The organism is Iodobacter sp. CM08, from assembly GCF_033446605.1.
In the GTDB taxonomy this organism is placed as follows: Bacteria; Pseudomonadota; Gammaproteobacteria; order Burkholderiales; family Chitinibacteraceae; genus Iodobacter.
This window is the reverse complement of sequence record NZ_JAWQUO010000014.1, coordinates 62870-77923: the sequence shown is the minus strand read 5'-3', so window position 1 is coordinate 77923 and position 15054 is coordinate 62870. Positions and strand designations below refer to the sequence as shown.

Annotated in this window: 15 protein-coding genes; 5 read left to right on the top strand and 10 right to left on the bottom strand. The window is 47.4% G+C overall.

Annotated elements, in window-relative coordinates:
* The first annotated feature begins 110 nt into the window (after window positions 1–110).
* The 3 genes from R6242_RS09910 (at window position 111) to R6242_RS09900 (ending at window position 3590) form a co-directional block, all read left to right on the top strand.
* Entirely contained in the window at window positions 111–701 is a 591-nt protein-coding gene (locus R6242_RS09910; protein ID WP_318426302.1) for a YigZ family protein, read from the top strand.
* 608 nt (window positions 702–1309) lie between these two features.
* On the top strand, window positions 1310–3376 hold the full coding sequence (locus tag R6242_RS09905) for a carbon starvation CstA family protein (RefSeq protein ID WP_318426300.1): 2067 nt from the start codon (window positions 1310–1312) through the stop codon (window positions 3374–3376).
* On the top strand, window positions 3369–3590 hold the full coding sequence (locus R6242_RS09900) for a YbdD/YjiX family protein (protein WP_318426298.1): 222 nt from the start codon (window positions 3369–3371) through the stop codon (window positions 3588–3590). The genes R6242_RS09905 and R6242_RS09900 overlap by 8 nt, the downstream gene beginning before the upstream one ends.
* 32 nt (window positions 3591–3622) lie before the next feature.
* On the opposite strand, the gene R6242_RS09895 is transcribed toward R6242_RS09900, so the two are convergent.
* The 10 genes from R6242_RS09895 to R6242_RS09850 all read right to left on the bottom strand — a co-directional run bounded on the left by R6242_RS09895 (window position 3623) and on the right by R6242_RS09850 (window position 11148).
* Complete coding sequence (locus tag R6242_RS09895) at window positions 3623–3805, bottom strand: hypothetical protein (protein WP_318426296.1); 183 nt, start codon at window positions 3803–3805, stop codon at window positions 3623–3625.
* 60 nt (window positions 3806–3865) lie between these two features.
* Complete coding sequence (gene folE2, locus R6242_RS09890; RefSeq protein WP_293938316.1) at window positions 3866–4657, bottom strand: GTP cyclohydrolase FolE2; 792 nt, start codon at window positions 4655–4657, stop codon at window positions 3866–3868.
* Between the two features lie 501 nt (window positions 4658–5158).
* Window positions 5159–5959, bottom strand: a complete 801-nt coding sequence (gene fliR / locus R6242_RS09885) for a flagellar biosynthetic protein FliR (protein WP_318426294.1) — start codon at window positions 5957–5959, stop codon at window positions 5159–5161.
* 8 nt (window positions 5960–5967) lie between these two features.
* Window positions 5968–6237, bottom strand: coding sequence for a flagellar biosynthesis protein FliQ (gene fliQ / locus R6242_RS09880; protein WP_130106695.1), 270 nt, complete (start codon window positions 6235–6237; stop codon window positions 5968–5970).
* A gap of 2 nt (window positions 6238–6239) precedes the next feature.
* A complete protein-coding gene (gene fliP / locus R6242_RS09875) occupies window positions 6240–6995 on the bottom strand; it encodes a flagellar type III secretion system pore protein FliP (protein ID WP_318426292.1) in 756 nt (251 codons plus the stop codon).
* Window positions 6992–7432 (bottom strand): flagellar biosynthetic protein FliO, encoded by a 441-nt coding sequence (gene fliO, locus R6242_RS09870; protein WP_318426290.1) that lies wholly within the window; start codon window positions 7430–7432, stop codon window positions 6992–6994. Before fliO ends, fliP begins: the two co-directional genes overlap by 4 nt.
* Window positions 7433–7555: 123 nt before the next feature.
* Entirely contained in the window at window positions 7556–7969 is a 414-nt protein-coding gene (gene fliN, locus R6242_RS09865; protein ID WP_293938307.1) for a flagellar motor switch protein FliN, read from the bottom strand.
* A 179-nt stretch (window positions 7970–8148) separates the two neighbouring features.
* Window positions 8149–9171, bottom strand: a complete 1023-nt coding sequence (gene fliM, locus R6242_RS09860; protein WP_293938305.1) for a flagellar motor switch protein FliM — start codon at window positions 9169–9171, stop codon at window positions 8149–8151.
* 145 nt (window positions 9172–9316) lie between these two features.
* The gene (gene fliL, locus R6242_RS09855; RefSeq protein ID WP_318426287.1) at window positions 9317–9853 is read right to left on the bottom strand and encodes a flagellar basal body-associated protein FliL; all 537 of its coding nucleotides are present in this window, start codon (window positions 9851–9853) and stop codon (window positions 9317–9319) included.
* Between the two features lie 185 nt (window positions 9854–10038).
* On the bottom strand, window positions 10039–11148 hold the full coding sequence (locus tag R6242_RS09850) for a flagellar hook-length control protein FliK (RefSeq protein WP_318426285.1): 1110 nt from the start codon (window positions 11146–11148) through the stop codon (window positions 10039–10041).
* 158 nt (window positions 11149–11306) lie between these two features.
* On the opposite strand from R6242_RS09850, the gene flhB reads away from it, so the two are divergent.
* Window positions 11307–12443, top strand: coding sequence for a flagellar biosynthesis protein FlhB (gene flhB, locus R6242_RS09845; RefSeq protein ID WP_318426283.1), 1137 nt, complete (start codon window positions 11307–11309; stop codon window positions 12441–12443).
* Between the two features lie 123 nt (window positions 12444–12566).
* Window positions 12567–14660 carry a flagellar biosynthesis protein FlhA gene (gene flhA, locus R6242_RS09840; RefSeq protein WP_318426281.1) on the top strand — a complete coding sequence of 698 codons (2094 nt, stop codon included), beginning with the start codon at window positions 12567–12569 and terminating at the stop codon, window positions 14658–14660.
* Window positions 14661–15054: the final 394 nt, after the last annotated feature.

Here is a 15054-nt window from a genome sequence, read left to right as displayed (position 1 = left end):
TTGAAATAATGTAGGGTGGCACGATTTTGTGCCCACGCGTGGCAATGCTCTATGACATGACGCGTGGGCACACAAAACCTGCCCCCTTAGGAAGCTGTTAAAATACCCCCATGACGACCTCTATTGCCACTGCGGTTTCTGCAGAAATCATCATTAAAAAAAGCCGTTTTATTGCCCATATCCATCCCGTTACTGGCCGCGCGGAGGCACTGGCGCTGGTGGATGGATATTGGAAACAACACCCCGAAGCCCGCCATGTTTGCTGGGCGCTACTGGCGGGTGGGGAATCGGGCATGAATGACGATGGCGAGCCATCCGGCACGGCGGCCAAGCCGATTATGAATGTCTTGCAACACAAGCACCTAGAAGGCGTTTTAGGAGTGGTAGTGCGCTATTTTGGCGGCATAAAGCTTGGCGCTGGCGGGCTAACCCGCGCCTATACCGACGCTATTGCCACCGCCCTGCTAGAAGCCGAATACATCACCAGCATCGCCCAAACCCAGCTTAAAATCGCCCTGCCTTTTAGCGAAGAAGGCCGCGTTCGCCGCTTTGTTGCACAACATGGGGGGGAGGTATTAGGCGTGAACTACAGCAATGTTGAAGCACTTTTACAGCTGCAACTGCCGCAAGATCAATCTGCCAACTTGCTACAAGAAATCAATAATCTTTGCGCTGGCCAGCTACGGCTTACAAGTAACTAGCAGCTCTACATACAACGCTTACCTTGCTCAGCAAAAGCGCATTGCACCTTTGAAATGAATTCTATTCGGCGTAGTGCGTCTGCCCCCTCCCCCGCAAAAAACTTACCTGATTATTCTTCTTGCTTATTCCTGTCGTTTACCTGAGATGATCGACATGAAGGGATATAAACCGTAGGGGCGTTGCTTGCTGCGCCCTCATTGAGCAGGGCGCAGCAAGCAGCACCCCTACGGAAAATACATGGCTTTGTTTGAGAAGAGACATGATCAGGAAAACTGATTACGCCCTGCCCATTGATTGCAGGGCGCGGCCTTCGTTTTAAAACAAAACTCAGCATTTACTTAGAAAACATCAGCAAATAGCTGACACCTAGGGAAAGCACCTATGGGCGGGTGGCTTACATCGTTTCATCATCGTCTTAGAACGTAAGGGAACTTCAAAAAACTCATCTTTCATCATAAGACTGCGTTGTGCTTTAAACAATTCTCCTTATATATCAAATCTATGTAGCGACTATTTTTTCAAGCACGCCCTATCTTTATTGAACGGAGACGTTTTTAAAACCCTCTGTAGCACATTTAAAACAAAATAGTTTTAACAAGGGAAGGCTATGAATCATTTTAAAAAATGGGGAGTCTGGCTGCTGGTTGCACTGGGTGGTGCATTCTCGTTTGCCATGCTGGCCTTAAGCCGAGGCGAACACGTGAATGCCGTCTGGCTGGTGCTGGCCGCCATCTCCTGCTACAGCATTGCTTACCGTTTTTACTCTAAATTTATCGCCGAAAAGGTGTTCGAACTCGACGATAGCCGCCTTACGCCCGCCTACCGTCGTAACGATGGGCTAGATTATGTACCTACCAATAAATGGGTGCTGTTTGGCCACCACTTTGCCGCCATTGCCGGTGCTGGCCCCTTAGTTGGGCCTATTTTGGCCGCTCAAATGGGCTTTTTACCTGGCACCATCTGGATTTTGGTTGGCGTGATGCTGGCTGGGGCGGTGCAGGATTTCTTAGTATTATTTATCTCTACCCGCCGCGATGGCCGCTCCCTAGGTGAGATGGCCAAGCAAGAGCTTGGCCCCTTTGCTGGGGTGATTGTGATGCTGGGTGCGCTGGGCGTGATGATTATCATCTTGTCTGCACTGGCACTGGTGGTGGTTAAAGCCTTGGCTGAAAGCCCATGGGGCGTGTTCTCAATTGCCGCCACCATCCCTATTGCGCTGTTTATGGGCGTATATATGCGCTATATCCGCCCTGGCCGTATTGGCGAAATCTCGCTGATTGGCTTTGTGCTGATGATGGCAGCCATTGTGTATGGCGGTGATATTGCGGCCAACCCAGAGTGGGCACCACTGTTTACCATGCGTGGCACCGAGCTAACATGGGCCTTGATTATCTACGGCTTTATTGCCTCCGTTTTACCCGTGTGGCTGCTGCTGGCTCCGCGTGATTATCTATCTACCTTTTTAAAAATTGGCGTCATTGCTGGCTTAGCCGTAGGGATTGTATTTGCCGCGCCCGAGCTAAAAATGCCTGCGGTAAGCCGCTTTATTGACGGCAGCGGCCCCGTGTTTGCTGGTAGCTTATTTCCATTTTTGTTTATTACCATTGCTTGCGGCGCGATCTCTGGTTTTCATGCGCTGGTGGCATCCGGTACCACACCTAAGCTCATCGAAAAAGAAAGCCATATCCGCCTGATTGGCTATGGCTCCATGCTGATGGAATCCTTTGTAGCGCTCATGGCGCTGATCTGCGCGTCGGTACTCGACCCTGGCGTGTACTTTGCTATGAACTCACCAGCGGCGCTGATCGGCACTACTGTAGAGCACGCAGCAAGCGTGATTAATGGCTGGGGCTTTGTGATTACGCCAGAATACCTCACGCAAATTGCTAAAGATGTAGGCGAGCATTCGATTTTATCGCGAGCCGGTGGCGCGCCAACCTTTGCGGTTGGCATGGCCCATATCATCAGCACCATTACCGGCAGCACCGCCATGATGGGCTTTTGGTATCACTTTGCTATTTTATTTGAAGCACTTTTTATTCTGACCGCTGTAGACGCAGGCACTCGCGCCTGCCGCTTTATGGTGCAGGATACCGTAGGCGTATTTATTCCTGGCTTAGCTAAAACCCAATCATGGGTCGGTAATTTAATCGGCACCGCCGTAGCCGTTGCTGGCTGGGGATTCTTTGTTTACCAAGGCGTAACCGATCCACTGGGTGGCATTAACACCCTGTGGCCGCTATTTGGTATTGGCAATCAGATGCTGGCCACGATGGCGCTGCTGCTGGGCACGGTTGTGATCTTTAAAATGAAGAAACAGCGCTATGCTTGGGTTACTCTACTACCCACCGTATGGCTGTTTATTACCTCGATGACGGCAGGCTGGCAAAAGATTTTCCATGAAAACCCAAAAATAGGCTTTCTGGCACAGGCAAATCGCTTTAAGAATGCCATTCATGACGGCACCCTGCTGGCCCCAGCAAAAAGCATTGCGGACATGGAAAGAATTGTCTTCAATAACCAGATCAACGCGGTGCTATGCAGCTTCTTTATGCTGGTTGCGATCACCATGCTGGTTGCGACCATTATTCAGATCCGCAAGGCCCTAAATAATAAAGAAATATCGGTGCATGAAGTAGGTGGACCATTAGCCACGGAGGCCAGCCATGCTTAAGTTTTTACAGCCAGGATCAGCATTCAGAAACAACGCTAAACGCGTGGTGCAAACCTGCCGCCTGATGGTAGGCATCCACGATTACGATGCGTATTTGCTGCATATGCGCGAGCATCACCCAGAGATCGAGCCTAAAAACCGCGATGAATTTTATCGCTACTGCCTAGAGGCTCGCTTTCCAGGTGCAGGCAAAATCAGTAAGTGTCCTTGCTAAAATAGAGCCAAAGGGCACGGCATGCCGTGCCCCTACTCATTCTCTTCTTCCTGCTTACGCTCTTTCACGATTTGTTTACCACGCTTTAACCAGATAATCAGCATGGTTGGCAAAAAGCCAAAAATAAAAAATATCGTCAAGCCTTTAGCAATGCTGCCTGCCACCGCAGAAAACATCAGCACCACGTATAAATAGCCAATCAAAATAATGTACATTGCTGCTCCCGCAAATTGAAAAAAGCCCCGTTGCCGGGGCTTTATCAGGCGCAGTGATGCTTAAACTGCGTGTTTATCGTGCTCAATCAGCGCATAGGCAGAGTGATTGTGGATAGATTCAAAGTTTTCTGACTCCACCACATAAGCGCTCACACGCGGGTCCGCATCTACACGCGCTGCTACATCACGCACCATATCTTCTACAAATTTAGGATTGTCGTAAGCGCGTTCAGTCACGAATTTCTCATCTGGGCGCTTAAGCAGACCATACAGCTCACAAGAGGCTTCGGCTTCAACCAGTGCCACAATTTCTTCAATCCAGACACTTTTCGCCAGTGTGGCCGTCACGGTTACGTGTGAGCGTTGATTATGCGCACCATAAGCTGATATTTTTTTCGAACATGGGCATAGGCTGGTGACTGGAACCAATACCCTTAGCTTTTGCTCAAATACGCCATTTTTAAGTTCGCCAATCAGGGTAACGTCGTAGTCCATCAAGCTTTGTACGCCGGAAACCGGAGCTATTTTATTAATAAAATAAGGAAAACGCATTTCCAGATAGCCGGAATCTGCTTCTAAACGCTGGCACATTTCGCGCAGAATCGTTTCAAAAGAATCCACCGAAATTTCTTTTTCGTGGCTGTTTAAGATCTCCACAAAGCGCGACATATGTGTGCCTTTAAATTGCTTAGGCAAGAACACATACATATCAAACATGGCGATAGTGTGCTGCACGCCATCGGTACGATCCGCTACTTTAACTGGGTGACGAATGGACTTAATGCCCACTTTATTAATCGCAATATTGCGGGTATCCACCGTGTTTTGCACGTCGGCAATCGCCATGGTCATGGGGTATAACTCCAAAAAAATTAACTCTGATGGGTAAGATTATAACACTGAGAATACCCGAGTAAAGTGCTCGGGAATTATTGTAAAAATCTACGGGCTTGATAGGTAAAAACTTACCTGATTATGTCTCTTGCTCAATTTCATTATAAATATCGTAGGGCGGGTGAAACCCGCGTATTTCTTCAGCATGGCTCGCGGGTTTCACCCGCCCTACACATTCAAAAACCAAGCCCAACACTTAAGAAACCCATCTGCACAGAGCTCATTGAGCAAGAGACATAATCAGAAAAACTTATCTGATTATCCCTCTTGCTCAAACAAAGCCATATATGACATGTAGGCCAAGGGCGCTGCTTGCTGCGCCCTGTTCAGCGAGGGCGCAGCAAGCAGCGCCCCTACGAGTTAACTCTATTCATGTTGATATGCTCAGACAAACGACAAAAAATGAGCAAGAGACATAATCAGGAAAACTTATGCCGCAAAGCTAACAAGTAACTGGCTTTAGGGCTTGCCAGCAAACGCAGTCAACATTTTAACCACGAAGCGCGATCCTTCGCTCAACATAATATCAATATGTGCGGGCATATAAGGTAGCGATAAATACATCGCGCCTAAACCAATCCCCATCATCAAAGGAAAGCCCACCGCAAACACATTCAGCTGCGGTGCTGCGCGCGTCATCACCCCTACCGCCAAATTGGTCACCAGCAAGGAGCCAATCACCGGCAAAGCAAGCAACACACCGTAGCGAAAAATTAATGATCCATAATCCGCCAACATTTTAAAACCCAGCCCAGAAATAGGCTGTACTCGAATGGGCAGGGTATTAAAGCTATCTAATAAAGTATGCAGCACCAATAAATGGCCATTTAAAGCCAAAAATATCAAAATAGTCATTAAACTTAAAAACTGTGCCACAATTGGTACGCTAGTAGCATGCAGAGGATCATAAAAAGAAGCAAAGCCCAAGCCCATTTGTAGACCAGATAAATGCCCTGCCATTTCCATGGCAGAAAAAATAATTCGCACCACATAGCCAATTGCAATACCAATCAGCAATTGATTAATCACGATTAAAATCCCCTCGGGGGAAACAATCTGCACCTGTGGCATAGCAGGTAATACTGGGGCAATAATTAAAGACAAAAAGATAGCAATGGCCACGCGTACTTTTACTGATATCGCTTTACTAGAATAAAATGGATCAGATAATAAAAATCCAAAGATGCGGCAAAATGGCCACCAAAAAATACCCAACCAGAGATCGATTTGCGCTTGGCTAACGGTCCAAATATCCTTCACGCTAACCCCTAGCCTATCATTTGCGGGATGCTTTGAAATAGGCGAATGGTGTAATCCATAGCCGTTTCAATCATCCAAGGGCCAATCAGCACAAACACCAAAAAAGTAATCAATAGCTTGGGGATAAAAGATAAAGAGGCTTCATTGATTTGTGTAGCAGCTTGAAAAATACTCACCACTAAGCCCACCACCAGCGCGGTTAGCAATAATGGCCCACCGAGTAGCACCATGACTTCCATGGCTCTTTGAATCACGGTAACAACGGTTTCTGGCGTCATAGCTATCCTGAAACGTAAAAGCTTTGCACAAGCGAGCCCATTAATAGCGTCCAGCCATCCACCAAAACAAATAGCATCAACTTAAAGGGCAGTGAAATAATAACTGGGGAAACCATCATCATCCCCATGGCCATTAAAATACTCGCCACCACAAAATCAATAATAATAAAGGGGATAAAAACAATAAAGCCAATTTGAAATGCAGTTTTAAGCTCGCTAGTTACAAAGGCGGGCACTAAGGTTCGTAAACTCACATCATCTGGGCCATTCGGTTTTTGTGTGCCAGATAGCTCAATAAAAAACGCCAAATCTTTTTGCCGTGTTTGCTTAAGCATAAAGTCTTTTAATGGCACCACGCCTTTCTCTACCGCTTGATTAAAACCTATTTTTTGCTCTGCATAAGGCTGATAAGCCACCTGATACATTTTATCAAATACCGGTGACATTACAAAAAAAGTGAGAAACAAAGATAAGCCAACAATCACTTGATTAGGCGGGGCTTGCATTGTGCCAAGGGCTTGGCGCAATAAAGATAATACAATAATAATACGGGTAAATGCCGTCATCATTAATAAAATTGCAGGCAAAAAACTAATTGCAGTTAGAAACAATAGCGTTTGAATCGGTAAACTATATTGCGTGCCGCCCGTTTGCGCATTGGCGGTCATAAAAGGAATACCTGGATCAGCAGCACCCGCTACGCTGACAAGGCCTAAGCCAAATAAAATCACTAAGAGGGCCATCATCAAGCGTTTCAACGTGGTGTCCTTTGCAAAGCGGCGGCCAATTTGGCAGAAAATTGCTGTGAAAATGCCTGAGGTACCACAGTTTCAACTTGCTCAGGCGCATCCAAGCTATGTAATAAATTAACTGAACTAGCCGTCACACCCAGCACCAGCCAGCGGCCTTCTACTTCCACCACCACGACCCGCTCTTTAGCCCCTACCATTACCCCTGTTACCACCTTGAGCACCTGACCTTTTGCACCCATAGGAATTAAAGAGAGCCTACGCACTAGCCAAGCACTAAATACAATCAGGGCAACAACAAAACCCAATGCCAGCACCACTTGAGCCACGGACATTAAGCTTGAAACGGGAGCGGTAACAGGGGAAGAGGCATTTGCGTGAGCAGGTAAACAGCTAGCAAACATAAAACAGAAAAAAAACAGCACTTTGCAGCGTAGATATTTCATAAACTCTCACGATAATCGTGTAGGCATGTGTTTGTAATGAAGTTTTGTGAAGCACTGCAAGTATAAATTGCCCGCTAGCCCCCTAAAAACACAGGGCAGCGGGCCTATTGATAATGCCCGAAACTATTTATGTAAGCGGCGAATACGCTCTGCTGGGGTAATAATATCGGTGAGGCGAATACCAAACTTATCATTCACCACCACCACTTCACCTTGGGCAATTAAACAGCCATTCACCAGCACATCCATGGGCTCACCCGCCATCCCATCCAGCTCTACCACTGATCCCTGCGCCAATTGCAGCAAGCTGCGAATCGCAATTTTAGTCCGCCCCAGCTCCACAGTCAGTGAAACAGGGATATCCAAAATCATATCTATATTGCTAGGTGCATTCGCAATAGGTGTACTTGCATCAAAACGCTGAAAAATATCAGCGGCCTGCACATCAGGGGCTGCTGCCACCGCTGCATCGGCTACTTCTTGCTCGGCAAGGGCCGCAGCCCAGTCATCCATTGCCATTTCATCTTCATCAGCCATTACAAAACCCTCATTGGCTTACTATTTTCATCAACCACTACAAAGCCCTCATTGGCTTACTATGTACATCAGCCACTACAAAACCCTCATTGGCTTAGCATTTGCATCAGCCACGGTCAATTTACCTTGGCTAACTATTTTTATTTGCGATTAAATGAACAGCTTAAAACTTAATCTATTTATTCGCTGCTGTCGGCATCTAATTGGCCCTCTGTTTCATTCCCCGTTAGTGCCTCAGCGGACCCCAATACTTTGCTCACCCTTAGAGCATATTGCCCATTTAGAGTGCCGTATTTGCATTCCAATACGGGCACATTATCTACCGCAGCAATAATGGCCTCTGGAATATCTAAAGAAATAATATCCCCAAGCTGCAACTCTAGAATCTCGCCTAAAGTCACCTTGGCATTGCCCAACGTCGCCACCAAATCCACCTCAGCATGCTGAATTTGCTTTTGCATTAAGGTGGTCCAACGATTATCCACCTCAATCCGGTCGGCCTGCATCGTGCTATAGAGCACGTCGCGAATCGGCTCGATCATTGAATAGGGGAAGCAGATATGGAAATCCCCACCACCAGCGCCCAATTCAATTTTAAAGGTATACGCCACCACCACTTCAGTTGGCGTGGCGATATTGGCAAACTGGGTATTCATTTCAGAGCGAACGTAAACAAATTCACAGGGGAATACCGGCTGCCAAGCTTTTTCGTATTCTTCAAAAACCACTTCTAAGAGGCGCTGAATAATCCGCTGCTCGGTGGCGGTAAAATCACGCCCTTCAACCCGAACATGGTAACGGCCATCCGAGCCAAATAAATTATCCACGACTAAAAACACAAAATCAGGATCAAAAATAAATAATCCCGTTCCGCGCAGCGGCTTCATTTGAATCAAATTTAAATTGGTAGGAACCACCAGATTACGAATAAATTCGCTATATTTTTGCACCCGAACGGGGCCAACAGAGATTTCAGCATTGCGGCGCATAAAGTTAAATAGAGCCACACGTAAATTACGTGCAAAGCGCTCATTTAAAATTTCAAGCGTAGGCATCCGCCCACGCACAATGCGCTCTTGGCGACCAATATCATAATCGCGAACAGCAGAAGCATCGACCTCTTCGTCGGAAGAATCTTCTTCACCGGTCACACCACGCAGTAGCGCGTCGACCTCTTCCTGAGAAAGGATATCGTCTGCCATGATCCTTAGTCCGGATAAACTCTTACCCGTTATTTAATATATTTTGTATTCAACCCGGCTGGGCTGTAGATATTTATAACTACAACACATACGCTGATGCTGGGTAAATACACCATCTACCCAGCATAAAAATCATTACATTAAATTACTGCACAATAAATGATGTGAAATTAACCGAGAGAACCCCTTCTTCTTCACTCTCTGCGCCTAAAATTTTATTTACAATTTCACGAATTTCTTTACCCAACTTATCCGTACCATCGGGGGCCTTTACTTCTGCCATGGTTTTTCCGCGTAATAGCTTATTAATTTGTCCCTGAATTTTAGGTGACAAACTTTTAATTTTTTCAGCTAGTTTTGGATCACCCAGTTCTAAAGAGATATCAGTCTGCAAAATGCCATCGCCATCTTCTGAATGTAAATTCACCGTAAATTGGGGCAATTTTTCAAAAACAGCAGCGTGCTCTTCTTTCTTTTTATGATCTTTCTTTTTCTTTTTTGCGTCGTCGTGTGCAGTGGCTTCTGCCGCCACTTCATCGGCAGCAGGATCGCTGCTTTTTGTCAGCAAAAAGGCGGCCACACCACCCACGATGATTAACAAGACCACTAATAAGCCAATCACGGCAAATAAAAGAATATTTTTCTTCGCTTTAGGCGCGGCTTCCACTTTGGCATCAGACATCACATCACCTTGAATGGATTGAAATATTTTATAAAAAATAAAATTGAAAACCAGAGCAAAGCGCCCCAATCAAATGCGAGGGGCGCTGGCTTTGGAATTAAGTGATGTGATTATAGCTTAAAAAGCATTAACAAACAGAGAGTAAGGCGCTAGTCTTGCTGCAAACCTAACAAGAGGCGCCCCGTTTAAACATAAAGATTTAAACCGCTACGCGCCACAGGCAGGTGAACATCAGTCATCACACGCGGTAGCCCCTCACTATAGTTGTCTGCCAAATTACCCGTAAATTGCCTTGATCTAGATTGATGCTGCTGGTCCATTTGTTGACTACTAGCTTGCTGCTGCGCCTGTTGCTGGGCGTGTTGATTTAATGAATCAGAAGCCACTTGCACATTGCTCAGCTGAATACCTTGGTCAGCCAGCAACATAGTTAGCCTAGGTGTAGCCGCAGCAAGCGCCTCACGCACCGAAGCATGTTGCGAGCTAAACACCACACTCGCCTGCTCGCCCGACATGGTTAAACGCACTTCCATTGGGCCAAGATGCGGTGGATTAAGCTGCATATCAATCTGCTGATGTTTATCTTGCAACATCATCGATACCCGCTGCGCCACGGCATCACCCCAGCGGGAGCTACCCACCGGCTCTGCAACGTGCGTAGGCATTGCGGGTTTAGCCTCTGCAACAGGAGTATGCAAGGCCACCACGGGGGCAGCTTCAGGCTTAAGTAGCGGTGTATTTTCTTTGGATGTGGCCAACAGAGCGGCAAAATCTTTTTCTGGCGCGGTAAATGCACTCGCGTCACCGGCCGTTTTCTGCCGTAAAGAGGCAAATTTTGCCGCATCAATATTACTAGCCAAAGCCTGAGCAGGATTTAAATCAGACTGCCCCAAAGCAGTTAAGTCCTGACCTTCACCCGCTTCGCCGCTTAATAAGCCCTTGCCGAGCTTAGTCAGATCCAGCTTCACAAAGCCTGTATCACCATCCGCTTTAGCAACATGAGTCAACGCGTTGGCTTGAGAGAGCGCTTGCACTTGTAGCATGGCCAACCACGGCTGGGCCGCTTGCGCACTACTTGCTTGGGCTTTCTGCTCGTCTTCGCTGGTGTTTTCTGTTGCGGGCACTGGTTTGTCAGAATCAGCCGATTTTCCTTCCTGGCGAGAGTTAACTTCCCGCTCCAGAGTTTTGGCAAATGTTTGCCCAGCAGCAGGCTCTGCCCCCATCGAGACGGAAGAACGAGAGTCAGTTGACCGGCTAGTTTGGGCGCTGGCTAAAACAGTGAGATTGCTCGCCATGACGAGGCTCCTCGATACGGGCTTATTGCTGATAGCACTTGATTAAGCAATTGCAGTGCCAGCCTGAATAAATCACAGTAAACTTGGACTTGGCCGGATTTTTTTCTGTGCACCCAATAAATTGGTCTATCTTTTCATCGGCCAGCGAGGATTAAATAATGGCTGAAGATTCAGACGCAGAACGCACGGAGCCCGCCTCCAGTAAGCGCTTAGAAGAAGCGCGAGGTAAAGGGCAGATCCCACGCTCACAAGAATTAGCAACATTCTCGATTTTAATGACCGGCATCGTCATGCTGATTTCGCTTGGGCCTGAGTTACTCGGCACTTTAAAAGCTATTTTTATTGCCGAACTTAGCTTTAGTCGAACCACCATTAGCGACCCGAATCAAATGCTGCTGCATTTTACTGGCTCAGCGCAAAAAGCTTTAATGGCTTGCCTACCGATTATTTTGCCCTGCGCCCTGATGGCGATTATCACGCCAGTATTGATCGGCGGCTGGTTATTTACCATTGAAGCTTTAACGCCTAACTTTGCCCGCATGAATCCCATGAATGGGATAGGCCGGATGTTTTCGCTGAAAAGCATCGTTGAAATGACAAAGACCATTCTTAAATCCAGTCTTATTGGCGGCGTGGCGGCGTGGGTGTTGTGGGGGCAAAGAGAAGAGTTTATCCAGCTGATTACCATGCCACTCGAAATAGGCATGCCCTATATGTGGAAAATGGTTCAACACACCCTACTGCTGGTGATTAGCTCTTTAGCCATTTTGGCTGCGATTGATGCGCCTTATCAGCTCTGGGATTATTACAAGGGCTTGCGCATGACCAAAGAAGAAGTGAAGCAAGAAGGTAAAGATGCCGAGGGCTCGGCTGAAATTAAAGGTAAGATTCGTCAGTTGCAGCACGAAGCTGCCAGAAAGCGCATGATGAGCGAGATTCCTAAGGCCAATGTGATTGTCACCAATCCGACGCACTTTGCCGTGGCCTTACAATATACCGAATCCATGCGCGCGCCCAAGATTGTGGCTAAAGGCGCTTTTTTGCTAGCAGAGCGGATTATTGAGCTGGGCAAAGAGCATAAAGTAGCGATTGTCCGCACCCCGCCTTTTGCCCGTGCGCTATACCACCATGCTGAACTTGGGGAAGAGATCCCTGCCGCGTTGTATACTGCTGCCGCAGAAGTACTGGCTTATATCTACCAGCTTAAGCATTGGCAAAATTTTGGAGGCGAAGAGCCCAATCTTTCCACCGACCTCCCTGTACCTAGTGATCTAGACCCAGGTGGCGAAGCCTAAGATTCATTCAGCCGCCGGACAGCGGTAAATCGCGCAGAGCGGGTGAAACCCGCCCTACGAAAGGATAGGGGATGAAATCCTCTCCCCCAGCTTTTGAATCAAATAAAGAGAATTTAAAGCCCTATGTGGCGCACTTTTAATTACAGCAAACTCGCTGGCCCCGCGCTGGTGTTAATGGTTCTCGGCATGATGGTTCTGCCGCTGCCTGCCATTGCGCTCGATTTATTCTTTACTTTTAATATCGCTATTTCCATCATCGTGCTGATGGTGGCGCTCTACACCCGTAAGCCGCTCGAGTTCTCTAGCTTCCCTACCATTTTGCTGTTCACTACGCTGCTGCGATTATCGCTCAACGTGGCCTCTACCAAGCTGGTGCTCACCGAAGGCCATAACGGTGCAGATGCGGCGGGTAAGGTGATTGAAGCCTTTGGCCACGTGCTGATTGGCGATAATTTAACCGTGGGTGTGGTCGGCTTTATTATTCTCACCATTATTAATTTTGTGGTGATTACTAAGGGTGCTGGGCGGATTGCTGAAGTATCTGCCCGCTTCACCCTTGATGCCATGCCGGGTAAGCAAATGGCGATTGATGCCGACTTGAACGCCGGTATGATTGGTGAAGAAGACGCACGCCGCCGCCGTACCGAGATCTCGCTCGAGGCCACCTTCTTTGGCTCTATGGATGGTGCTTCTAAGTTTGTGCGTGGGGATGCGGTTGCTGGGATTATGATCATGGTGATCAATATCATCGGCGGCTTGATTGTGGGCATGGCACAGCACGATTTGCCCTTTGCCGAAGCAGGCAAAACCTACACCCTGCTGACCATTGGTGATGGCTTGGTCGCCCAGCTTCCCTCGCTGATTATCTCGGTTGCGGCCGGTATTGTGGTTTCGCGAGTGGGTGATGGCGAAGATTTATCTGAGCAAATCTTAGGGCAAATGTTTTCACAGCCGCAGGTGCTTTATGTTACCTCAGCGGTATTAGGCATTTTGGGGATTATCCCCGGCATGCCACACACCGCGTTTTTACTGATGTCCGCCATCTTGGCGGGAATAGGCTGGCAGCTGGATCAAAAGAAAACCGCACTCGCGCTACAAGGCGCTAATGCCGCAGGGGGAGGAGCCGCAGCCGGCCAAGCGGGAGCCGCAGGCCCTGCCGCCGCACCCGCCGCCCCTTTACAAGAAGTAAGTTGGAACGATGTACAGCCCGTTGATCCCGTTGGCCTAGAAGTAGGCTACCGGCTGATTCCCTTGGTAGACCGTAACCAAGACGGCGAACTACTCCGCCGGATTCGCGGCATTCGTAAAAAAATTGCCCAAGAATTGGGTTTTTTAGTGCCCTCAGTGCATATCCGCGATAATTTAGAGCTCAAGCCAAATCAATATCGAATCCAGCTCAAAGGCGTGGATGTAGGCACCGGTGAAGCGTTTGCTGGCCAATGGCTCGCCATTAACCCCGGCAACGCAATTGGCCAACTACCAGGCACACCAACCCAAGATCCAACTTTTGGCCTGCCCGCCGTTTGGGTTGATGCCACCTTGCGTGATCAGGCACAAGCTTTTGGCTATACGGTGGTGGATGCCGCTACCGTAGTGGCAACGCATATATCTAATATTTTACAAAGCCACTCCGCCGAGCTTTTAGGCCGCGAAGAAGTCCAGCAATTACTGGAGCATTTTGGCAAGGAAGCGCCTAAATTATTGGAAGACTTAGTGCCCAAAATTATTCCCGTTGGCACTTTGCAAAAAGTTTTACAGAATTTACTCGAAGAAGGGATGCATATCCGCGATTTGCGTAGCATCTTAGAAACACTGGCTGAACACATTGTTCGTACCCAAAATATTGACGAGCTTACTGCCGCAGTGCGGGTGGCATTAGGCCGAGCGATTGTTCACCAGCTATTTCCTGGTGAAAATGAATTGCAAGTTGTGACCTTAGAGCCACAATTAGAAAATATTCTGCTCTCTGCCGTATCGGGTAATGCACAAGGTGGATTAGAACCAGGCCTTGCGGAGCGCGTACTCAAACAAGCTTCTGAATTATCTGATCAATTAGAGCAACAAGGTTTAAGCACAGTATTAATCGCCCCAGCCCAGCTACGCCCTATGCTGAGCCGTTTTTTACGCCGCTCTATTCCCGGATTACGTGTGATTGCGCATACCGAGATACCCGATAGCAAAACCATTCGAATTGTAGGGATGCTGGGTGCAAATTAAACTTAACTACTTGCTTGGTCTTAAAACTAAATACGCCTTATAGCTCAATAACAGTGCATTATTTCTAGCGCCAGATGCATTAATGTAAACAGCATTTACAGTTCAGCAAGCAGCGACAGCAATACAGAAAGGCTTTAAATGGAAGATAAGCTAAAAATAATTGTCTTTTTATAACAAGATCATAAATAATTAATTAGCCACTCAATATGCTTAAAACATAAAAATCAACATTACGAATGGCTATTTACTCAAGTCAGAACAAACAAGTCGCCTTTTGCGGCGCACATAATGTGCCTCTTCTGTATGCTTACCGATCTTTTTGATTTTTCGTTAGCTTAAACTAACACCCAAAATACGCATTGCTCGCAATGCATAAGGATAACTCGTGTTTTCA